Genomic DNA, 21,169 nt, shown 5'->3' with positions numbered 1-21,169 from the left:
CACGCGGGCATGAGCATCCCGGTCATCGTCGACTGCGACCCCGGTCACGACGACGTCTTCGCCCTGTGGCTCGCCGCCGGGCACCCGGCGCTCGACCTGCGCGCCGTGACCACGGTGGGCGGCAACGTGCCGATCGAGCACACGAGCCGCAACGCGCGCATCGTGCTCTCGGTCGCGGGCGTTGTCGACGTGCCGGTCGCGGCCGGTGCCTCGGGTCCGCTCGAGCGCCCGCTCGTGACGGCGGAGTGGATCCACGGCGAGAACGGCCTCGGCGGGCCTGCGCTGCCCGAACCGACCGTACCGCTCGACCCTCGCACGGCGACCGAGCTGATGTCCGACGTGCTCGAGGCCTCGGACGAGCCCGTCGCGATCATCGCGACCGGGCCGATCACGAACGTCGCCGCCCTGATCCGCGCGCGGCCCGACCTCGTGCCGCGCATCCGCGAGGTCGTCTGGATGGGCGGCTCGACCGAGCGAGGCAACGCGACCCCGTATGCCGAGTTCAACGCCCTCGTCGACCCCGAGGCGCTCGACCTGGTGCTGCGCAGCGGCATCCGCTTCACGATGGTCGGGCTCAACGTGACCCACCTGGCGCTCGTGACGCCGGCCGTGCGGGCCCGGCTCGCCGATGTCGGCACGCGCACCTCGGCATTCGGCGACGAACTGCTCGAGTTCTTCTGCCGAACGAACGACGAGGTGTTCGGCATGCCCGATGGGCCGCTGCATGACCCGGTCGCGGTCGCCGTGCTCGCCGACCCGGGCGTCGTCGAGCTGCGGCGCACCCGCCTCGACATCGAGCTCGTCGGCACCGAGACCACCGGGGCGACGAGCGTCGACTTCGACGGCATGCTCGGGCGCGAGCCGAACGCCTGGGTCGCGGTCGGCCTCGACGTCGACCGGTTCTGGGCGGGCCTCACCGACGCCGTCTCGCGTCTCGCCTGACCAGCGGACTCGCCTGACCAGCGGACTCGGCTGACCGGCGGGTCCCGTCGATGCGAGCCGAGGTTCGGCGCCGCCAAGCGGCCGTCGCGGCCGTGCACGGTCAGTCGAGCTGCTCGACCTCGTCGTCGTCGGTCTCGGCCACGCTCAGCACCTCGATCGCGAGCGCATCGTCGAGCTCGGCGTAGATCGCGAGGCCCGGATACTGCGAGGGTGCGTCGTACACGAGCACGAGGGTCGCATCGCTCGACACGATCGCGCCCTGCAGGTCGAGCTCGCCGGCGAGGAGCGCGTAGTCGGACGCCTCGGGAGTGTCGGCGTCGCCCTCGAAGTCGGAGTCGACGAGTTCGTGCACGATCTCGTCTTCGAGGTTGTCGAGCACCTCGCCGGTGAGCGGCACGAGCGCGCGCTGCGTGATCGCGAGCATCTCGGTGGCGTCGAACCGCTCGTCGTCGTCGAGCGCGAAGAGCACTGCGGCCTGACGATCGCCAGGCAGCGAGACGACGGCGCTGAGCTCGCCGTCTTCGTCGAGGTCGATGTCGGTGAGTTCGATCATGCCGTCCTCCTCGGGGATATCCTTCACAGCTCGGTCTCGGCCGGCTCCGAGCGGAGCAACTCGTGCACGCCCGTGAGGATCTCGTCGGGCCGGAACGGGTACTTCTGGATCTCGGCCTGGTCGCTGATGCCCGTCAGCACGAGGATCGTGTGCAGGCCGGCTTCGATGCCGGCGACGATGTCGGTGTCCATGCGGTCGCCGATCATGGCCGTGTTCTCGGAGTGCGCGCCGATCTTGTTGAGCGCCGAGCGGAACATCATCGGGTTCGGCTTGCCGACCACGTACGGCTCCATGCCGGTCGCCTTCGTGATGAGGGCTGCGACGGCGCCGGTCGCCGGCATCGGGCCGTCCTTCGACGGGCCGGTCGCGTCGGGGTTCGTGACGATGAAGCGCGCGCCGGCGCCGATCAGGCGGATCGCCTTGGTGATCGCGTCGAACGAGTAGTTGCGCGTCTCGCCGACGACCACGTAGTCGGGGTCGGTCTCGGTCATGATGAAGCCGGCCTCGTGCAGCGCCGTCGTGATGCCGGCCTCGCCGATCACGAACGCGGTGCCGCCCGGCAGTTGCGACTTCAGGAAGTCGGCGGTCGCGAGGGCCGAGGTCCAGATGCGCTCTTCAGGCACGTTGAGGCCGCTCGAACGCAGCCGCGCCGACAGGTCGCGCGCGGTGAAGATGGAGTTGTTCGTGAGCACGAGGTAGGGCGTGCCGGCGTCCTCCCACTGCTGCAGCAGTTCAGCGGCACCGGGCAGTGCGTGGTTCTCGTGCACGAGCACGCCGTCCATGTCGGTCAGCCAGCACTCGACTTCTTCGCGTCGTCCCATGCGCTCAACACTATGCCGCCGAGGTCACGGAGTGGTGACGAGCGGAAGGCGAGCGGATGCCGCGGGCGGCCGCCCGAGACATCCGCCGCCCCGAGGCATCCGCCGCCCCGAGACATCCGCTCGCCGAATGCGCGACCGGCGCGGCTCAGTGCAGGAGTTCGCGCCAGCCTTCGGGCACACGCCCTTCTGGGCCGGGCGCCGGCTGGCCCTCGGGGCGGGAGAACGGCGGGCTGAGCGGCACGGCGGCGGCGGCCCGCTCGTCGACGTAGTCCCAGAACCAGTGCTCGCCCGGCTCGAACGACGTCGCGACGCGGTGACCGGTCGACTCGGAGTGGCGACGGGCGTGCTGCTCGATCGAGGAGTCGCAGCATCCGACGTTGCCGCAGTCGACGCAGCGGCGCAGGTGGAACCACCATCCGCCGTCGTCGATGCAGTCGGTGCAGCCGGCGCCCGTGGGTGCGGGGGCACGCGCGTCGCCGGACTCGTCGTCGAACTCGGGCCCGGCGTCGCGGCCGAACTCGCGCCCGATGCCGCTCATGCGAACACCTCCGCAGCGGCGAGCGCCCGGTGCACCGAGGCGACCGCGCTCGACCCCTCGCCCACGGCGGCGGCCACGCGTTTCATCGAGCCGCGACGCACGTCGCCCGCGGCGAAGACCCGCGGAACCGAGGTCTCGAACGGCAGCGGCATGCGGCCGAGCGCGCGCCAGTCGTCGCCGAGGCCGACGACATCGGCGCCCGTGTGCAGGAACCCGCCCTCGTCGCGTTCGAGGGCACCCAGCCACTCGGTCGCGGGCTCGGCGCCGATGAAGCAGAAGAGGCCGCGGCAGTCGACGGTCTGCTCAGTAGCGCCACCACCCGCACCCGAGCCCGTGAGCGTGACGCGCTCGAGCACGCCTCCGCCGTCGAGCCGGGTCACCCGGGTGCCGGTGTGCACGTCGATGCGCACGTCTTCGGTGATGCGGTCGACGAGGTAGCTCGACATCTGCCGCCCGAGGTCGTCGGCGCGCACGACGAGCCGCACGCGGCATCCGCTGGCTGCGAGGGCGAGCGCCGCCTGCCCGGCCGAGTTCGCCCCGCCCACGACCACGACCTCGCCCCCGGCGACCTGCCGCAGCTCGAGCGTCGAGGCCGCGTAGTGGATGCCCGCGCCCTCGAACTCCTTCCAGCGATCGAGGTCGAGCGACCGGTACGCGACGCCCGTCGTGACGACGATGGCCCGCGCCCGCACGACGGCGCCGTCGGCCAGGGTGAGTTCGAGCAGGCCGGCACCCGGATCGAGGCGCACGGCCTCGCACGGCGCGATGACGTGCACACCGAACTTGATCGCCTGCAGCGACGCCTGCGCCGTGAGCTCGTCGCCACTGACCCCGAACGGGAAGCCGAGGTAGTTCTCGATGCGCGAGGTCGCCGACGACTGGCCGCCGGGCGCGACCGCGTCGAGCAGCACGGTCTGCAGCCCCTCGGAGGCGCCGTAGATCGCGGCGGCGAGCCCGGCAGGCCCAGCGCCGACCACCGCGAGGTCGACGGTCGCGTCGTCCTCGGCCGCGTAGGCGAGCCCGAGCACCTCGGCGAGCTCGCCGGGGGTCGCGTTCGGCAGGTTCTCGCCCTGCACGATCGCGACGGGCAGGTCGTCGTGCGAGAATCCGTGCTTCGCATAGGCGGTCGCGACCTCGGGGTCGTCGACATCGGCCCACGTGTGCACGAGGTCGAGGCGCTCGGCGTATCGCCGCAGCGCCACCGCGTCGCGCGAACGGCCGGAGCCGATGATCTTCAGGGTCCACGCGGCCGGGCCCCGACGCAGCTGCTCGCGCCTGGCCCACAGGGTGCGGAGCATGAGGTCGCACAGCTCGTCGTCCTCGGCCATCATGCGCTGCAGCGCCTCGTGGTCGATGCGGTGCACGAGGCCGGGTTCCGAGACGCGCGCCGTGAGGAACGCGCGCTGCCCGTTGAGCAGCCCGAGCTCGCCCGCGAACGACCGGGGGCCGAGCGTGGCGATGCGCGTCTCCTCGATCCACTTCAGCGGCTCGCGCACGATGTCGACGGCGCCCGACTCGACGAGCACGAGGTCGTACCAGCGGTCGCCCGCGGCGAACAGTACGTCGCCCGTCTCGGTTCGGGTCGGCGCGCCGTAGCGCAGCATCCGTTCCCACTGCTCGTCGGTCGGTTCGGGGACTGTTCGGGTTCCTGCGGCTCCCATGTCTCCATCGTGCACGACGTCGGCCGTTCCCGGGAGGGTCGGTTCGAGATCCGAACGGCGAGCGGATGCCGCGGGCGGCCGTTCTCGGGTCGCGATCAGGCGGCGCTCGACCCGGTCGGGCCGGGGTCGGTGCCGTCGGGCGCGTAGCCGTCCGAGCCGTCGCCATCCGTCTCGTCGTCCGCAACGGTCCGGAGGCCGATGCCTCGACTGGCCCCGCGCGCGACGAACACGCCGAGCGCGGTGACGCCGGCGAACACGAGCATGAGCAGTTGGGCCGAGGCGACGTGGTCCGGTGCGGCGAGATTGACCAGTACCCCGGCGAAGGCCGCGCTGAAGGCGCTCGCGATGATGAAGACGGTGTTCACGGCGGCTGCCGCCTTCGCCCCCTCCTCCTCGTCGTCGGTGCTGCCGAGTGCGGTCACGGTCAGGTGCGGGAACCCGAGCCCGATGCCGGCGCCCGCCGCGAACAGGGTGATGAACCACAGCGCGACGACCATGGTCGACGGCGCGTCGTGCTGGAGCAGGCCGTAGGCCGCCAGTCCGCTCGCGACGACGAGCGGCCCGACGGTGATGAGCGCGCGTCGGGAGCGGATGCCGGCCGCGTTCGCGGTGAACATCTGCGTCACCGACCAGCCGAGCGACAGCGCGGCGCCCAGGAGTCCGGCGACGAACGGGCTCAGGCCGCCGATCTCCTGGCCGAACAGCGGAATGAACGCCTCGGTGCCGATCGCGAACGCCAGCACCGCGACGGTCAGGTACACCCACCCGAGCGACGAGCCGGCGGCGAAGGTGACGCGGGGGAGGATGCCGTTGCCGCTGCGACGCTCGTGCCGGAGGAACCAGGCGACGAGCGCGAGGCCCACGACGACCGCGATCGCGGTGCCGGCCTCCGAGGGAAGCACGCTCGCGATGCCCACGGCGCACACGCCGCCGGCGAGCAGCAGGAGCGATGCGGCCGGCACCGGAGCGCTCGTGCGGCTGCGCGCGGTTCTCGGCAGCGACCTGACCGCGACGACGCCGATCAGGATCGAGACGACGGCGAGCCCGAGGAACGTCGAGCGCCACGCGTCGAGCTGGGCGAACACGCCGCCCACGACCGGGCCGACGATGTTGCCGACGCCCCACATCGCCGAGACGAGCGCTGCGGCTCGGGCCCACAGCCGCTTGGGGAGTGCGCGCTGGATGAGCGCGTAGCCGAGGCCCGCGAGCAGCCCGCCGCCGAGACCCTGCACCGCGCGCCCGAACAGCAGCGCCGCCATCCACGGGCTGGCCGCGCAGAGCACCGAGCCGAGGCCGAAGAGCCCGAGCGCCAGGAGGTAGGCGCGTACGGCGCCGTGCCGGGTGAGGATCCGGCTCACGAGCATCGAGCTGACCACCGACGCCAGCAGGAAGGTGGTCATCGTCCACGCGTAGAACTCGGCGCCGCCGATCTCTCCGACGATCGTGGGCAGCAGGCTCGTGGTGAGGTACACGTTGCTCGCCTCGAGCAGCACGCCGCCGGCGAGTACGGAGGCGATCGGGGCGTACCGGCTGCCGAGCAGCTCGCGCCAGCTCCCGGCCCGGTCGATGCGCACTGGGGTCTGGGTCATTGGGCGTCGTCCTTCGCGCGTCGTGCGGGGCGTCGGTCGCCGCCGCAGCCCCGTCTCCCGGGGTCTGTCGTCACGCTAATACCTCGAGTAAACTTGAGGTCAAGAGGAGGTGCGGATGTCGCTGGAACCCGACGATCTGCTCGCGATCGGCGAGGTGACGCGGCGCACCGGCGTCGCGGCATCCGCTCTGCACTTCTACGAGCAGTTGGGCCTGATCGCGTCCACGCGCACGACGGGCAACCAGCGCAGGTACCGCCGGCACATGCTGCGGCGGATCTCGCTCATCGTGGTCGCGAAGCGGCTCGGCATCCCGCTGAGCGACGTGCAGGAGGTGTTCCAGAGCCTGCCGCTCGACGACCCGCCCTCGCAGCGCGACTGGCGCCGCGTCGCGCAGCTCTGGCGAGCGCAGCTCGAGGTGCGCCGCACGCAGCTCGACCACCTGCAGCGCGAGCTCACCGGCTGCATCGGCTGCGGATGCCTCTCGCTCAAGGCCTGCCGCCTGCTCAACCCCGAAGACGCGCTCGGCGATGACGGCCCGGGGCCGCGCCGCATCTGAGGGTTGAGCCGGCGCCGGCGCCGGCGCCGGCGCCGGCGCCTTCGGCGAGGCGAGCGGTCGGCAAGGGGATGGCGCTCTGACGCTCGGGCGCGGAGGATCAGGAGTGCTGCTCGAGGTACGCGAACTGACGCGTGCGACCGACCTTCTCGGTCGCGACGAGGCCTGCGTCTTCGAGCACGTGGATGTGCGCCGAGGGGTTCAATGAATGGATCGCGGTTGCACGGCGGCCTGCGCCGAGTCGACGAGGGCGGCCGTGAGCTTGTGCATGCTCGATCGGGCCGACTCGGTCGCGGTGGGTCCGAGCGCGACCAGTGCGACGAGCAGCGCTGCGACCTCGTCGGGCTCGAGCGCGACCGGTTCGAGCTGCGATCGAACGTCGAAGAGATATCCGCCACCGGGGCCGCGCTGCACGCGGATCGGGATGCCGCTCTCGCGCATGCGCGCCACATCGCGCTCGACGGTGCGCGCCGTCACGCCCAGGGCGTCGGCGAGCGCCTCGGCCGATCGCGGCGCGCCGCGTCGTCGGCGCAGTTCCTCGATCAGGGCATGCTGTCGTTCGATGCGACGCAACGTCAGGTGCGGGTCGGTGGACTTCGAGAACGCCATGTCGAATACCCGTCTCCTGCTAGTCGGCTTCTCTTTCTAGCATTTCTCGTATGACCACAACCGTTCTGATTCTGCCCGGCGCCGGCCTCCCCGACTGGCTGTGGGACGACGTCCGCGCACGCCTGACCACCACGTCCGTCATCGCACCTCGACCTGTGCAGCCGAACGCGACCGTCTCCGACTACGCCCGGTCTGCGATCGACGCGCTGCCGCCCGGGCCGTTCCTCGTCGTCGCGCACTCCGCGGGCGGGGTCGTCGCGACCGAGCTCGCCCGCCTGGCGCCCCCGGCCCGGATGACCGGAGTCGTCGCCGTCGCCGCGGTGATCCCGGCCACGGGCGGATCGTTCGTCTCCTCGCTGCCGTTCCCGCAGAAGATCGTCCTGCCCGCCGTGCTGCGCGTGGCCGGCACCCGCCCGCCCGAGTCCGCCGTTCGCAAGGGCCTGGCGGCGGATGTCGACGAGGAGACCACGCGACGGCTGGTCGCCGACCTCGTTCCCGAGCCGAGAACGTACTTCACGTCGCGGGTCGGCTCGAACGAGGCGCTGCGCGCCGCGACCGTCAGGCGCTACCTCGTGTCCGCGAACGACGCCGAACTCCCGCCCGCACTCCAGGACCGGTTCGCCGAACGGCTCGCCCCTCATCAGACCATTCGACTCGACGACGGACACCTGCCCATGCTCACCAACCCCGAGGCGGTCGCCGCGGCGGTCAGCGACGCGCTCGCTCCGGCCCCGAACACCGCGACGACCTGACGCCGCGCGCGTCGGAGCTCGCCCGACGCGCGGAAGGCGGCCCGACGGTTCACGACCGAAGCGGTGAACGCGGGCTCAGTCGGTGTCTGGCTCAGTCGGTGTCTGGCTCGGTCTGCGCTCTCCGTCGCACCACGCCCGGGGTCACGCCGATGGTGCGGGCGAACGCGCGGGTGAACGCCGCCTCCGACTGGTAGCCGACGTCGGCGGCCACCTGCGCGACGGTCGCACGGTCTTCGCGCAGACGGTTGGCCGCGAGGTTCATGCGCCAGCGGGTGAGGTAGGCCATCGGGGCCTCGCCCACGATGCCGGTGAAGCGCGCGCTGAACGCCGACCTCGACATCGTGGCGGTGCGTGCGAGTCGCTCGAGGCTCCAGTCGCCCCCGGGGTCGGCGTGCATCGCCTCGAGCGCGCTGCCGATCCGATCGTCTTGGAGGGCCCGCAGCCAGCCGTCGCGCTCGGCCGGCTCGTTCGCGAGCCACGCGCGGATCGCCTGCACCACGAGGATGTCGGAGAGGCGCGTGGCGACGGCTTCGGCGCCGGGCTGCGAGCGGGTCAGTTCATCGGCCAGGAGGCGCAGCGTGTCGCGGATCGACGACGCCATCACGGGGTCGTCGCCACGCACGGTCAGCGTGCGCGGCAGGCCGCGCACGAGTTCTCGGGCTGCGGGGTCGTCGAACGCGACGACCCCGCAGATGAGCCTGGTCGTTCGTCCGCCGCCGCCGTGCTCGAGCACGGAGTAGTGCGGTCCGACGAAATGCTGGGGGAGCAGGTCGACTCGCGGTGGCCTCCGGATGTCGGGCGAACTCAGGATCTCGTGCCCGCGGCCGTGCGGCACGAGGGCGAGATCTCCGGCACGCAGTTCGACGGGTGGCGCGCCGTCGACGCTGAGCCAGCACGAACCGACGGTCGGCACGTGGAAGCTCACCGAGTCGGCGACGGCCGGCATCTCGAGGCCCCAGGGCTCGGTGAGCTCCGACCGGCAGTAGAACACCCCGCGCATCCGGAGCGTCTGCAGAACTCTGGCGACGCGGTCGCGGCCCGCCCATGGTGTCGCATCCATTCCCCCATCGTGCCTCAGGTGCCGAGTGAACGTCGCGTCGAACAGGACGAATGAGCAAGAAATGCAGAGAGAACGACATGGATACGCCCGTCGCTGGCTCTTATCGTCGGATCAGTGAAGCGAACACCGAACACCGAACACCAACAAGAGGAGAACCACGATGTATGCAGTAGCTGGAGCAACCGGGCGGGTGGGGTCGGCGACGGCGCACGAGCTCATCGCGAGCGGTTCCGACGTGCGGGTGCTCGTTCGAGACCGCGAACGAGGCGAGGAATGGATCAGGCGGGGCGCAGAGTCCCGAGTGGCCGACCTCGGTGATCGTGCCGCGCTGCGCGACGCGATCACCGGTTGCGACGGGCTCTTCGTCATGATGCCCTTCGACCTCACGGTCGACGACCTCGGCGCCTATGCCGAGGCGCTCGCGAGCTCGGTCGCCGGCGCCGTCGCCGACAGCGGGATCCCGCACGTCGTGCTGCTCTCGTCGGGCGGCGCAGACCTCCCCGAGGGCACCGGGCCGATCGCGGGCCTGTACCGCATGGAACAGGCGCTGCGGGGGACCGGCACCGTGCTGACCGCGCTCCGGTCCGGGCACTTCCAGGAGAAGGTCGGCGACCTGATCGAGGCCGCTCGGGGTGGGGTCTACCCGGTCTTCGCCGCGTCGGCCGATGTTCCGCTCCCGATGGCGGCGACCCGCGACCTCGGCGCGACCGCCGCGCGTGCGCTGCTGTCGCCCGACACGGCGAGCACCTCGATCGACGTGCTCGGGCCCGCGTACTCCGAACGACAGGTGGCCGCCGTGCTCGGGGCGGCGCTGAACCGAGAACTCGAGGTCGTCGTGCTCCCCGAGGACGCATGGGCGCCCGAACTGATCGAGGCGGGCTACCGACCGCACGTGGCCGAGAGCCTCGCCGAGCTGTCCCGCGCCGACGAGCAGGGTCTGCTGGCCCCCCGCGGAGATCGCGCCGTGCACGTCGACACCCCCATCGAGGCCACCATCGCCGGTCTCATCGCCGGCCCGGCCGCCGCCTGATCGAAGGAGTCCCCACATGAACGGCTTCTCAGATGCGACGTTGATCGCCGCGATCGTCGGCAACGGACTCCTCGCGGGGGTGTTCCTCGCCTTCAGCTGCGGCGTCAGCCCCGGCCTGCGCCGCGTCGACGACCTGACGTACCTCACCGTGTTCCGCGCCATCAACCGGCGCATCGTCAATCCGGTGTTCATGGTCGTGTTCCTGGGAGCTCCGCTCGCGACCGCGGCAGCCACGGCGCTGCACCTCGCCGCACCGAGCCAGAGCTCTTCGGCCTTCGTCGTCGCCGGTCTGGTGCTCGCGCTGTTCGCCTTCGCGGTGACGGCACTCGTCAACGTGCCGCTGAACAACGCGCTCGACGCCGCTCCGAGCGACGACGCGCGACAGCGGGCGGATGCCCGCGACCGTTTCGAGCAACGATGGAACCGGTGGAACCACGTGCGCGCCGCGACCAGCATCGCGGCATTCGTGCTGCTCGTGTTCGCCGTGTGACGGGCGGCGACCTACCAGGCGGTTCCGGATGCCGCAGGTTGAGGCCCGCGGCATCCGGACCGACTGCACTGGCGGGGCGTCGCGACATCCGAGTACCGTGGTGGCCGCGTGAGGTCCCGTTCCTCGACGGTGCGGGGCTCGACAGCGAGCGAAGGAGTTCCCGTGGTCGAATCGACGAGCGGAACGGAATGGATCACCCCGGCCGCCTTCCATCAGGCGCCCGGCGTCACGGACTGGCGGGTCACGGCCACCGGGCCGCAGGCCGTCTTCACCGCGACCTCCCTCTCGCAGGCGGCAGGCCTCGTCGCCCCGACGGTCGCCGCGGCGGAGCTGTTCGGTGTCCTGCCCGACGTCGACGTGCGGCCGGAGGGGGTCGTGGTGCGCATCCCCGACCGGAGCTTCGACGGCATCCCCGCGGCGGCGGCCGGGTTCGCCGCGGCCGTGTCCGAGGCGGCGGCCGAACTGGGGCTGACCGCCGATCCGTCGCTCGTGCAGTCGGTCGGCATCTACGTCGCGCAGCATTCGCAGGCCGACGCGCGCCCGTTCTTCCTCGCTGCGCTCGGCTACGACCCGCTCGGTGATACGGATGCCGTCGACCCGCTGCGGAGTGGCCCGCAGCTCGCGTTCAACCCCATCGCCGGCGACGCCCCCTCGCGTGGCCGCACGCACTTCGACGTCTTCGTGCCGGCGGATCACGCCCGAGCGCGAGTGGATGCCGCGCTCGCCGTGGGAGGCCGACTCGTCGACGACTCGCACGCCCCCGACTGGTGGTCGCTCGCGTCGCCCGAGAACCACGGCGTGGACATCGCCGCCTGGCCCGACACCGATGGCTGAGCCGGCGCCGCGACCGGACTGCCCGACCTGCGGCGACCCGCTCTCGTTCGAGATCCTCGACGACGAGCGCTTCCTCGTGGCGTGGTCGTGCGTGAACTGCGGTCTGGTGCGCGTGACCGAACCCGCCTAGCTCTGTTCGCGATGTTCAGCCGGTAGGCCTCGCGGTCGGGCGCCGGTTCAACGGTGATCCCGCTCGCTACGAGGCAACGGGGCGTAGAACGACGCGAGGGAGCACAGACTCCGTGCCGAACTCTTTTGCACCAGAGAAGCAACTGTTCGAGACAGCAGCAAAGATTTTGCAATTGCGTTGCTGTTCGGCCAACATGTTCTTCACCGGAACGAAGGAGTTTCATGAAGTCTCGAACCAGTACTGTCCGCCTTGCAGCGATCGTCGGAGCGATCGGCGTCGCTGTCGGATCCGTCGCCATCGGTCTCACGCCCGCGACGGCCGAGCCGGCGGTGACCGCGGTTGCCAACACCGCCATCAACAATGACACCGTCTGGCACGACACCCAGGGCAACCCCATCAAAGCTCAGGGCGGGAACGTCCTGAAGGTCGGACCGACCTACTACTGGGTCGGCACGGCGATGGATCCGAAGGGTTCTGCGCCGGTCGCGCCGGCGAAGGCGGTCAACCTCTACAAGTCGACCGATCTCGAGAACTGGGAGTTCGTCCGCGCGCTGGTGACCCAGTGGGACAACGACCTCGATGATGACGGCACGGCGGACGTCCCGAACGCCCAGAGCCCGGTCCCCGGCGGTGACCCCGCCGGCGACCTGACGGCAGGGAAATGGCTCGGACGCCCGCAGCTGGCGCGCCACCCCGACGGCCGATTCATCCTGACCCTCGAAGTCGGTGGAAACCGCACCAGCACTGCCGGCGGGCTCGGAAATGCGACGGGCTTCTTCGAGAGCACCACCGGCATCGAGGGAGAGTTCACCTACCTCCAGAAGCAATACGTCGACGTGACCTCGTCCGACCCCGACGGACTGACCCGAGGCGACGGCAGCCTCTACGTCGACGGTGCGAACGCGTACCTCGTCTACGTGGGCGACAGCAAGACTTGGAGGAACGTCGAGGGTGTCCGCGTGGCGCCGTTGAGCGCGGACTGGCGCACGATCCTGCCGCACACTCACGACGACACGGTGGCCGAGTACGAGGCGCCGGCGATCACGAAAATCGGGTCGACCTATTACATGTTCGCCTCGAAGAAGCGGTATTGGGACGGCACCGACACCTATTACCGCACGAGCACCGACCCGACGAACTGGACGGGGAGGACGTGGACGAAAATGACGACCAACCCGGTGAAGGAGGGGTCGGGCAACGATCTGGTCCGCTCGTACGGCACACAGTTCGAGCAGGTCTTCCCGGTGACGAGCACCGACGGAACGACCACGTCGTACCTGTACAACGGCGACCGGTACTCGCAGTTCTTCGGAGGCAAGGACCCCGCGCCGGCCGGCATCGGCCGGAACGCCTGGTACCCGGTCACGTTCGACGCGGCCGGCGTTCCGACCCTGCACGGCGCGACCCAGGTCGATGTGAACGCCGCGGCCGGCACGCTCAGCTGGAACCCGGTGGCTAACGGCGGCTTCGGCCAAGGAGCGCCCTTCGAGACGTATATTCCGGCGCTCGCCGACTCGGCGACCTACGACCCAGCCACGGCGTACCGGTTCGTGCCTCGGTGGATCGTGTCGGGGACGACCGCGGCGGTCAAGGTCCAGGAGCGGACCGATGCCGCAGACGATCGCCAGCTGAAGTTCCAGGGCGCGACGGCATTCAGCGCGTCGGTGGCGCAGGAGGTCGGGCTGGAACGTGGCTCGTACCGCATCAGCTTCAAGATGAAGGGCAGCGGTGGATTCAACGACGCCTACCTGTTCGTGAAGAACCACGGTGTCGGCGAACAGCACGCGACGGTCAACACTGCTGCGAACTCTTGGACGACGGTGAGCCTCGACTTCGACGTGAGCAGTGAGAAGGTGCGGTTCGGCTTCTACGCCAATGGCGCCGCCGGCAAGTGGCTCTCGCTCGACGATGTGGTGATCACCAAGCGCTGATTCCGCCCGCTCGCACCGAGCGCCCGAGCGCCCGAGCGCCCGGTGCGAGCTCCGGATGGGCGAACCGCGCATCGCGGCGCGCCGGCTCAGCCGAGCGCGGCGATCGCGTCGGCCACGAGCTGCACCTCGGAGGGCTCGTCGTCGGCCTCGGGGGTGAAGCCGAGACGGGTGACGACCAGGTCCTCCGACGGCACGACGATGACCTTCTGGCCGTCGTGGCCGGAGGCGTAGAACGTGTCGGGCGGCAGGTTCGGCCAGCGGAGGCTGCCGTCGGGCATCACGTTGATGCGCCAGGCCATGCCGTAGCCGGGGTCGTCGGTCGTGGTGACGTCGGCGACGGTGAGCGTCTGCTCCATCCAGTCGACGGGCAGCAGCTGCTCGCCGTTCCACTCGCCGTTCTGCAGGGCGAACTGGCCGAGTGCGGTCCAATCACGGGGCGTCGCCCAGAGGTACGAGGAGCACACCGGCGTGCCCGCGGCATCCGGTTCGAAGATGCCGGAGGACAGCCCGAGGGGCGCGAGCAGCTGCTGACGGGGCAGGTCGGCACCGAGGCCCGTGCGTTCGGCGAGCACCGAGCAGAGCAGCGTCGTGCTGCCGCTCGAGTACTCCTGCACGGTGCCGGGCGTGCTCTCGAGGGGCAGGCCCGCGACGTAGGCGCCCATGTCGCGCTCGCCGTACAGCATCTGGGTGATCGGCGTGCCGAGGTCGTAGGTCTCGTCCCACTGGAGGCCGCTCGTCATGCGAAGCAGCTGCTCGACGGTGATGTCGGCGCGTTCGTCGGTCCACTCGGGGCGCAGGTGGTCGTCGTCGAGCGACACGACGCCCTGCTGCACGAGCATGCCCGTCATGAGCTCGGTCGCGCTCTTGGACATCGACCAGCCGAGCTGCGGCGTCGTGGCGTCGAAGCCCTCGGCGTAGCGCTCGGCGACGAGCACGCCGCCCTTCGCGATCACCACGGCGCGAGTGCCGAGCGACTCGGCCACGCTGGGCGGAAGGTCGTCGCCGAACGCGTGCGCGACCGCCGCATCGAGCGCGGGGTCGGCGATCGGCGTCGCGGCGTTCGTGAACGGGTTGCCGTCGGAGATCACGGGCGTCGCGGTGCCGAGGTCGGGGCGCTCGCCGTCGAGCGTGCAGCCGAAGCCGTCGGTGTACCAGGCGTGCTGCGCCGCGAGCACGCCGAGGAGCGAGCCGGTGGTCTCCCCATCGTCGGTGGCGTAGCGCAGGTAGGGCACGAGCGGGTTCGGCGGCAGGTCGGCGGCGGGGTCCTCGCGCCCGCCCACCTCGGTGACGGCGCATGCGTTGTGCGCCGCGTACCCGGTGCCCGTGAGCAGCATCGGCCGCTGCCACCAGTAGACGGCGACGACCCCCGCCACGAGAACGAGCACGATGACGAGGAGGACGACCATTGTCCGGCGGAGAATGCGCACCGCGGGATGCTAGCAAAGTTGCGGCCGAAACCCGCATCGAGATCGGGATCGGCTCGCCCGAGTGAGGTTCGACGCGGTGCGGCGGGATCGGTTCGACCTCACGGCGTCGAAGCCACCTCGGCGTGAGCCGCGCCGTCGGGCGTCACCCCCGACGTGAGCCGCGCCGTCGGGCGTCGCGTCAGGCGGTCACCCAGATCGCGGCGGCGACCTCCTGCGAGAGCTCGCCCACCTCGCCCGCGGCCTGCAGGGTCACGAGTTCGCCCGCGGCATCCGTCACTGCGATTTCGACACCCGGGCGGATGCCGCGTCGCTCGAGTTCGCGGAGCACCTCGGGGTCGCGGTCGCTGATGCGGATGACGCGGCCCGCGTGCGCGATCGGCGCCTCGGAGAGGAGCACGAACGGCTCGCTCGCGACGTCGCCCGATGCCGACGGGATCGCGTCGCCGTGCGGGTCCCGGCTCGGCCGTCCGAGACGTGCGTCGATGGCCTCGAGCAGGCGGTCGCTCAGCGAGTGCTCGAGCACCTCGGCCTCGTCGTGCACCTCGTCCCACGAGTAGCCCATCTCGGCCACGAGCCAGGTCTCGATGAGCCGGTGCCGTCGCACGACCGCGAGGGCGCGGGCCCTGCCGGCATCCGTGAGTCGCAACGGGCCGTAGGGCACGTGCAAGATGAGCCCGTTGGCCGCCATCTTCTTCACCATCTCGGTGACGGATGACGGGGCCACACCGAGCTTGTCGGCGAGCACCTTGGGCGTGATCGGGTCGGGCTGCCACTCGGTGTGGGCGTACACCGTCTTGAGGTAGTCCTCGATCGCAGGGCTGGTGGCAGGCATCGCACTCAGGATATCGGGCGGCATCGGGCGTGGTCGCGTGATGCAGTGCGGCGACGCGTCACGCCCCGGTGAACACCAGCCAGAGCAGCACGCCGTTCAGCGTGATGAGGAACACGGATGCCGCGATGCCCGCCGCCGTCGTCGCCCAGTGGTTCGCGAACCGCCCGAGCACGCCGCGCTTCGCGGTGACCGAGATGAGGGGGATGAGCGCGAACGGGATGCCGAACGACAGCACGACCTGGCTCAGCACGAGCGAGAGCGTCGGGTCGAACCCGAGCGCGAGGATCACGAGGGCGGGCACGAGGGTCACCAGCCGGCGGGCGATCAGCGGCACGCGCACGTGCAGCAGTCCGTGCATGATCTCGGCCCCCGCGTAGGCGCCGACCGAGGTCGAGGCGAGCCCCGAGGCGAGCAGTCCGACGGCGAACAGGGTCGCGATGATCGGCCCGAGCGAGACCTGCAGGGCCGCGTGGGCGCCCTCGAGGCTGTCGGTGCCCTCGACGCCCGCGAGGTTCGCGGCCGCGAGCAGCAGGATGCAGAGGTTCACGGTGCCGGCGATGGCCATGGCGATCGTGACGTCCCACCGGGTGGCCACGAGCAGCCGTGCGGTCGGCACGGCGTTCGTCTCGGCGCGACGGTTGGGGGCGAAGCGGTCGCGGGCGAGGGCCGAGTGCGCGTAGATCGCATGCGGCATGATCGTCGCGCCCAGGATCGAGGCCGCGAGCAGCACCGAGTTCGCGTCCTCGAAGCGCGGCACGAGCCCGCCGAGCACGCCGGCCGGGTCGGGCGGTGCGACGAAGACGCCGACACTGAAGCCCACGGCGATGATCACGAGCAGCCCGATGATGACGAACTCGAACGGCCGAGCACCGCGCTTGGACTGGATCACGAGCAGCACGAGCGAGACCGAGCCCGTGATCAGTCCGCCCCACACGAGCGGCACGCCGAACAGCAGGTTCAGCGCCACCGCGCCGCCGATCACCTCGGCGATGTCGGTCGCCATGGCGACGGCCTCGGCCTGCAACCAGTACGCCCGGCGGCCCCACCGGTTGCCGATGCGCTCGCCGAGCACCTCGGGGAGGCTCTTGCCCGTGACCACGCCGAGCTTGGCCGACAGATACTGGATCAGCCACGCCATGACGTTGCCGATCACGACGACCCAGACCAGCAGGTAGCCGTACTGGGCCCCGGCGGTCATGTTGCTCGCGACGTTGCCGGGGTCGAGGTACGCGACGCCAGCCACGAGGGCCGGCCCGATCAGCCACGCGAGACGGGGGGCGGATGTCGCGGCACGCCCGGCCGCGGCATCCGTCGCCGTCGCTTCGGGTCGCTCGGGCTCCGAGGGTCGCGTGGTCTCATCGTCGAGGGTTTTCGGCACACCGAAATCCTAGTCAATATTTAGGTAAGCCGAAACCTTGGATCTCGAGACGCTTCGCTCCTCGACCGGCGGGTAGCGTGATGCCGTGACCGACGACCTGCCCGAGCCCGAGCACCCCGAGCCGACGCTGCCGCACGGCGTTCCGCCGTGGCCAGGCGGGCGCGAGGAGTGGCCCGACGAGCCGCACTACGACCCCGACCTGCTCGAGCACGGCGACGCCCGCAACGTCATCGACCGCTACCGCTACTGGAGCATGGACGCGATCGTCGCCGACCTCGACCTGCACCGGCATCCGTTCCACGTCGCCATCGAGAACTGGCAGCACGACATGAACATCGGCTCGATCGTGCGCACCGCCAACGCGTTCGCGGCCGAGACCGTGCACATCATCGGTCGCCGCCGCTGGAACAAGCGCGGCGCCATGGTCACCGACCGCTACCAGCACGTGCTGCACCATCCGGATGTCGCCGACTTCGTCGCCTGGGCCGAGGCGCAGGGCCTGCCGGTCATCGCGGTCGACAACGTCGAGGGCTCGGAGCCGGTCGACGCGGTCGAGCTGCCCGAACGGTGCGTGCTGCTCTTCGGGCAGGAGGGCCCTGGGGTCAGCGACGAGGCGATCGCGGCCTCCGACCTCGTCGTCGAGATCACGCAGTACGGCTCGACGCGCTCGATCAACGCGAGTGCCGCGGCCGCGATCGTCATGCACGAGTGGGTGCGCCGGCACGCACGGCGGTGACCGGCGACCTCGGGGGTGAATGATAGGGAGGAATCCCGACCCTGTCCACCGCCTGCACGCGATTGCCCCCGTATCTACGGTGGAGGAATGGAGACGGCGCGTTCAGGTGACCTGCTTCCCACGTACTCGGCACCGCTGCTGCTCGACCGCTATCGGCCGCTCGCCCGGATCGGTCGCGGCGGCATGGGGCTCGTCTTCCGAGGTCACGACGAGTACCTCGGGCGCGACGTCGCCATCAAGGTGTTCGGCGGGGGCAACGACGAGCACGTCGAGACGTACCGGGCCGAACTCCGTATGCTCGCCTCGCTCAATCATCACGGCGTCGTCTCCATCATCGACGCCGGCGTCGACACGTCATCCCCCGATGACCCTCGTCCGTTCCTCGTGATGCAGCTCGTGCGGGGCACCACCGTGCGCGAGCGCGTGGCCGAGCGGCCGATCTCGCCGCGCGAGATCGGAGAGATCGGCTATGAGGTGGCCGAGGCGCTCGAATACATCCACGCGCAGAACGTGATCCACCGGGACATCACCCCGTCGAACATCATGATCGTGAACTACGGCACCGAGCATTCGCGGGAGCGCGCGATGCTCACCGACTTCGGCCTCGCCGTGGAGGCGGCCGACGCCGGGTTCCAATCCGAGAACATCTCCGGAACCGCGCCGTACCTGAGCCCCGAGCAGGTGCGCAACGAACCGCTGGCGACGGCATCCGACATCTATTCACTCGGCCTGGTGCTGCTCGAGTGCTTCACGCGGGCGATGGCGTTCCCGGGTGCGCCGCTCCCCTCGGCCATGGCCCGTCTCCTCAGTGGCCCCGACATGCCCGCCGAGGTCGTTCCCGAGCCGTGGCGTTCCCTCCTGCAGCGGATGACGGCGGCAGAGCCGGAACGCCGCCCGACCGCGGCCGAGCTCGGTACCGAGCTCCGATCGATGCTGCGAGACATCCGCACCCCCTCGAAGTCGCCGCGGGGACGGCGTTGACCGGCGTCCGGATCCGGCGGAGCCGCGATCTGGTGCGGGGTGTCGGCTTCGGATGGCATGCTGGTGCAGTGGGCATCCTGACCTATCGCAACATCCGAGCCATCGAGATCGAGGATCGGTCGCTGGCCCATCTCCGAAACGTGATCCACTCGAAGATCCGGCGCGGCGAGTCCTTCGCGTTCTCGTGGGAGGTCTCGGTCGATCGTGGCAGCGGCAGGAACTCCATCTGGCTCGGGCCCGACATCCCGGTCGTCTTCGAGTTCTTCGACAGCCGGGAGATCCCGCTCAACCCGCGATGGCTCCGGGAGCTGAACCGCTCGGCGAACTCGCCGACGGGCCTCGTACTCGTGCCGGAGCCCGAAGCGGCGCAGGCGCCGACCCCGCAGGAGTAGGCAGCCTCAGGCGCCGGGCTCCGGCCCGGCTTCGGTCGGTTCCGGCACGATGGTCAGGCCGACGGCTGAGTTCGCCGACCGGTTCAACGCCTTGACCCATGACGCGTTCAGGCGCGGCGCGCGCCCGCCGAAGTACTCGAACGCGACCGGGATGGCCGGCGAGAGCCAGACCGAGGTGCGGCCGAACCCGCTCGAGGCCGTCGCCTCGGTCCACGTGAAGGCGAACGGTTCGCCTCGACGGAGTTTCGCCCAGATCACCGCCTGCAGGTGGGCGAGCACGCGGTCGTCGAAGGAGGCGACCAGCTTGGAGTCGTAGGTGAGTGTTCCCATCACCCGAAGGATACCGGCTCGAACGCTCCAGCCCTTCGGGCCGCTGGCCCGCATGCCTCGGAAAGGTGAAGCCGGAGGGTACACCCCGCTCCTGTGAATGACGCAACCTTGCACGCGAGACTCGGTATCGGGATTCTTGGGGTGTGAAAGATCGCGCATCGAGCACCGAACCCGAGAATTCGGCCGACCAACTGCGGCGTGCCGTCAGGCGGGGGGAGCTCGTGCCCTACTTCCAGCCGCAGTACGATTTCGCCTCCGGGCAGCCCGTGGTCTTCGAGGCATTGTCTCGATGGATGCATCCCGACCGAGGCCTGGTGATGCCGGATCGGTTCATCGACGTGGCGGAGCGCACCGGCCTGATCGCCGAGCTCGGTCGCACGATCCTGGAGCAGGCCGGTCGCCGCGTCGCCGAATGGCACCGCCGCGGGCGGCGGATCGGTCTCGCGGTGAACGTCTCCCCCTCACAGCTGCGTCCGGAGTTCGCTTCGACCATGGTGGAGTTCGTGCGCGCCCTCGGCCTTCCGGATCGCACCGTGACCGCCGAGATCACCGAGACCCCCGCGCTGAGCGAGACCTGCGAGGAGGTCGAGACCATGCAGGCCCTCATCGACGGCGGGGTCGGCGTCTCGGTCGACGACTTCGGGGCCGGCTTCACGTCGATCGAGGCGCTCAGGCGGATGCCCTTCACCGAGGTGAAGATCGACCGTTCACTCATGCGGAACTCGACCCCCGGGGCCGACGCACTGGCCCTGGAGGCTGTCGGAGTCGCCAGGTCGCGTCATGCCATCGTGGTCGCCGAGGGCATCGAGACCGCGCAGGACCTCGACCGTGCGCGAGCCTGGGGATGCGACCGCGGACAGGGGTTCTTCTTCTCACCGGCCGTGCCGGCCGACGAGGTGGAACGACTGCTCGCGACGGTCTAGGCGACCGCGGCCACTCGGCCGAGCGGGGAGACGGGAGGTACCTCCCGTCTCAGTTCAGAGGACGATCTCGTCGCCCGGCGCGCCGCCGGCCTTCTCCTGATCGCGGTCGGAGAGGTCGCCTCCGACGTCGATCTGAGACCAGGTGACCGGCATGCCGGGGGAGAAGAGGATGTCGATGCCCGGACCGCCTCGCAGCGGCGGGATGTTGACGTAGCCGCCTCCGGCCCGGATCGCCTCGAGGACCTGCTGCTTCAACTCGGTCACGGGGTCGGGCAGGAAGTAGTCGCGGCCGTCAACGGTCAGTCGATGCACAAGGGTCACCGGATCAGGCTACCCCCAGCATGCCCGTATGATCGGACCGATGGGACACCTCCACTACGGCTCGCCGCCGGCTTCATTCGCGATTCCCGATCGGACGCTCGCGCACCTCGAGTTCGTCGTGCTCGCGAAGCTGCGCCGCAAAGAGGCGTTCGCGCTCTCGATCGACGGCGACGGCGAAAGCCGTCAGCAGGTGTGGATCAATCCTTCGTCCGTGCTCCGGTTCGAGTTCGACGGCGCCCCCGGAGACATCAACCGCGTCTGGCTCGAAGAGCTGATCGACTCGGCGAACGGCGCGGCGGGAATGCGCATCTCGCCCGAACCTCAGTAGCCCCGAAGCTCAGGAGCCCCGCTCGTCG

25 protein-coding genes are annotated in these 21,169 nt (G+C 70.5%); 13 read left to right on the top strand and 12 right to left on the bottom strand.

Annotation, left to right across the window (positions count from 1 at the left end; all coding sequences use genetic code 11):
- Positions 1–9: 9 nt before the first annotated feature.
- Positions 10–942, top strand: a complete 933-nt coding sequence (locus ATC03_RS18245; protein ID WP_067880292.1) for a nucleoside hydrolase — start codon at positions 10–12, stop codon at positions 940–942.
- 100 nt (positions 943–1,042) lie between these two features.
- On the opposite strand, the gene ATC03_RS18240 is transcribed toward ATC03_RS18245, so the two are convergent.
- The 5 genes from ATC03_RS18240 to ATC03_RS18220 form a co-directional block, all read right to left on the bottom strand.
- Positions 1,043–1,495: a hypothetical protein gene (locus tag ATC03_RS18240; RefSeq protein ID WP_067880291.1), complete on the bottom strand. Its 453-nt coding sequence runs from the start codon at positions 1,493–1,495 to the stop codon at positions 1,043–1,045.
- Positions 1,496–1,518: 23 nt separating this feature from the next.
- Complete coding sequence (locus tag ATC03_RS18235; protein ID WP_067880288.1) at positions 1,519–2,316, bottom strand: HAD-IIA family hydrolase; 798 nt, start codon at positions 2,314–2,316, stop codon at positions 1,519–1,521.
- A 145-nt stretch (positions 2,317–2,461) separates the two neighbouring features.
- Positions 2,462–2,854 carry a UBP-type zinc finger domain-containing protein gene (locus ATC03_RS18230; RefSeq protein WP_084003608.1) on the bottom strand — a complete coding sequence of 131 codons (393 nt, stop codon included), beginning with the start codon at positions 2,852–2,854 and terminating at the stop codon, positions 2,462–2,464.
- A complete protein-coding gene (locus tag ATC03_RS18225; protein WP_067880285.1) occupies positions 2,851–4,515 on the bottom strand; it encodes an FAD-dependent oxidoreductase in 1,665 nt (554 codons plus the stop codon). The genes ATC03_RS18230 and ATC03_RS18225 overlap by 4 nt, the downstream gene beginning before the upstream one ends.
- A 95-nt stretch (positions 4,516–4,610) precedes the next feature.
- Positions 4,611–6,104, bottom strand: coding sequence for an MFS transporter (locus ATC03_RS18220; protein ID WP_084003607.1), 1,494 nt, complete (start codon positions 6,102–6,104; stop codon positions 4,611–4,613).
- A gap of 115 nt (positions 6,105–6,219) precedes the next feature.
- Between ATC03_RS18220 and soxR the strand changes: the two genes are divergently transcribed.
- Positions 6,220–6,660, top strand: a complete 441-nt coding sequence (gene soxR, locus ATC03_RS18215) for a redox-sensitive transcriptional activator SoxR (protein ID WP_067880283.1) — start codon at positions 6,220–6,222, stop codon at positions 6,658–6,660.
- A 198-nt stretch (positions 6,661–6,858) separates the two neighbouring features.
- Here the strand turns inward: soxR and ATC03_RS18210 are convergent, their stop codons facing one another.
- The gene (locus tag ATC03_RS18210; protein ID WP_067880280.1) at positions 6,859–7,266 is read right to left on the bottom strand and encodes a helix-turn-helix transcriptional regulator; all 408 of its coding nucleotides are present in this window, start codon (positions 7,264–7,266) and stop codon (positions 6,859–6,861) included.
- Between the two features lie 50 nt (positions 7,267–7,316).
- Between ATC03_RS18210 and ATC03_RS18205 the strand changes: the two genes are divergently transcribed.
- Positions 7,317–8,018, top strand: a complete 702-nt coding sequence (locus tag ATC03_RS18205) for an alpha/beta fold hydrolase (RefSeq protein ID WP_067880277.1) — start codon at positions 7,317–7,319, stop codon at positions 8,016–8,018.
- Between the two features lie 91 nt (positions 8,019–8,109).
- On the opposite strand, the gene ATC03_RS18200 is transcribed toward ATC03_RS18205, so the two are convergent.
- Entirely contained in the window at positions 8,110–9,078 is a 969-nt protein-coding gene (locus tag ATC03_RS18200; protein WP_067880274.1) for an AraC family transcriptional regulator, read from the bottom strand.
- Between the two features lie 160 nt (positions 9,079–9,238).
- Here ATC03_RS18200 and ATC03_RS18195 point away from each other — a divergent pair, with 160 nt between their 5' ends.
- From ATC03_RS18195 to ATC03_RS18180, 5 genes are all read left to right on the top strand, one after another.
- Positions 9,239–10,108 carry an NmrA family NAD(P)-binding protein gene (locus ATC03_RS18195; protein ID WP_067880271.1) on the top strand — a complete coding sequence of 290 codons (870 nt, stop codon included), beginning with the start codon at positions 9,239–9,241 and terminating at the stop codon, positions 10,106–10,108.
- A gap of 16 nt (positions 10,109–10,124) precedes the next feature.
- On the top strand, positions 10,125–10,598 hold the full coding sequence (locus tag ATC03_RS18190; RefSeq protein WP_067880268.1) for an anthrone oxygenase family protein: 474 nt from the start codon (positions 10,125–10,127) through the stop codon (positions 10,596–10,598).
- Positions 10,599–10,760: 162 nt separating this feature from the next.
- Positions 10,761–11,432, top strand: a complete 672-nt coding sequence (locus ATC03_RS18185; protein ID WP_067880265.1) for a VOC family protein — start codon at positions 10,761–10,763, stop codon at positions 11,430–11,432.
- Positions 11,425–11,562, top strand: a complete 138-nt coding sequence (locus tag ATC03_RS20765; RefSeq protein ID WP_169829228.1) for a hypothetical protein — start codon at positions 11,425–11,427, stop codon at positions 11,560–11,562. The genes ATC03_RS18185 and ATC03_RS20765 overlap by 8 nt, the downstream gene beginning before the upstream one ends.
- Before the next feature lie 221 nt (positions 11,563–11,783).
- A complete protein-coding gene (locus ATC03_RS18180; protein WP_067880262.1) occupies positions 11,784–13,493 on the top strand; it encodes a family 43 glycosylhydrolase in 1,710 nt (569 codons plus the stop codon).
- 86 nt (positions 13,494–13,579) lie between these two features.
- Here the strand turns inward: ATC03_RS18180 and ATC03_RS18175 are convergent, their stop codons facing one another.
- From ATC03_RS18175 to ATC03_RS18165, 3 genes are all read right to left on the bottom strand, one after another.
- A complete protein-coding gene (locus tag ATC03_RS18175; RefSeq protein WP_227820163.1) occupies positions 13,580–14,920 on the bottom strand; it encodes a serine hydrolase domain-containing protein in 1,341 nt (446 codons plus the stop codon).
- 178 nt (positions 14,921–15,098) lie between these two features.
- Positions 15,099–15,752 carry a metal-dependent transcriptional regulator gene (locus ATC03_RS18170; RefSeq protein WP_067880256.1) on the bottom strand — a complete coding sequence of 218 codons (654 nt, stop codon included), beginning with the start codon at positions 15,750–15,752 and terminating at the stop codon, positions 15,099–15,101.
- A gap of 58 nt (positions 15,753–15,810) precedes the next feature.
- Positions 15,811–17,130, bottom strand: a complete 1,320-nt coding sequence (locus ATC03_RS18165) for an Nramp family divalent metal transporter (RefSeq protein ID WP_074401099.1) — start codon at positions 17,128–17,130, stop codon at positions 15,811–15,813.
- Positions 17,131–17,227: 97 nt separating this feature from the next.
- Between ATC03_RS18165 and ATC03_RS18160 the strand changes: the two genes are divergently transcribed.
- From ATC03_RS18160 to ATC03_RS18150, 3 genes are all read left to right on the top strand, one after another.
- Positions 17,228–17,866 carry a TrmH family RNA methyltransferase gene (locus ATC03_RS18160; protein WP_067882563.1) on the top strand — a complete coding sequence of 213 codons (639 nt, stop codon included), beginning with the start codon at positions 17,228–17,230 and terminating at the stop codon, positions 17,864–17,866.
- An 87-nt stretch (positions 17,867–17,953) separates the two neighbouring features.
- Positions 17,954–18,847, top strand: a complete 894-nt coding sequence (locus ATC03_RS18155; RefSeq protein ID WP_067880253.1) for a serine/threonine-protein kinase — start codon at positions 17,954–17,956, stop codon at positions 18,845–18,847.
- Positions 18,848–18,915: 68 nt separating this feature from the next.
- Positions 18,916–19,239 (top strand): DUF7882 family protein, encoded by a 324-nt coding sequence (locus ATC03_RS18150; protein ID WP_067880250.1) that lies wholly within the window; start codon positions 18,916–18,918, stop codon positions 19,237–19,239.
- A gap of 6 nt (positions 19,240–19,245) precedes the next feature.
- On the opposite strand, the gene ATC03_RS18145 is transcribed toward ATC03_RS18150, so the two are convergent.
- Positions 19,246–19,569, bottom strand: a complete 324-nt coding sequence (locus ATC03_RS18145; RefSeq protein WP_067880247.1) for a DUF7882 family protein — start codon at positions 19,567–19,569, stop codon at positions 19,246–19,248.
- A gap of 143 nt (positions 19,570–19,712) precedes the next feature.
- On the opposite strand from ATC03_RS18145, the gene ATC03_RS18140 reads away from it, so the two are divergent.
- Complete coding sequence (locus ATC03_RS18140) at positions 19,713–20,492, top strand: EAL domain-containing protein (RefSeq protein WP_067880244.1); 780 nt, start codon at positions 19,713–19,715, stop codon at positions 20,490–20,492.
- Positions 20,493–20,546: 54 nt separating this feature from the next.
- Here the strand turns inward: ATC03_RS18140 and ATC03_RS18135 are convergent, their stop codons facing one another.
- Positions 20,547–20,813 carry a hypothetical protein gene (locus tag ATC03_RS18135; RefSeq protein WP_227820162.1) on the bottom strand — a complete coding sequence of 89 codons (267 nt, stop codon included), beginning with the start codon at positions 20,811–20,813 and terminating at the stop codon, positions 20,547–20,549.
- 40 nt (positions 20,814–20,853) lie between these two features.
- Here ATC03_RS18135 and ATC03_RS18130 point away from each other — a divergent pair, with 40 nt between their 5' ends.
- On the top strand, positions 20,854–21,141 hold the full coding sequence (locus ATC03_RS18130; protein WP_067882561.1) for a DUF7882 family protein: 288 nt from the start codon (positions 20,854–20,856) through the stop codon (positions 21,139–21,141).
- Positions 21,142–21,169 lie beyond the last annotated feature (28 nt).

It is taken from the genome of Agromyces aureus (assembly GCF_001660485.1).
GTDB lineage: Bacteria > Actinomycetota > Actinomycetes > Actinomycetales > Microbacteriaceae > Agromyces > Agromyces aureus.
This window is presented reverse-complemented; position numbering and strand designations above follow the sequence as displayed.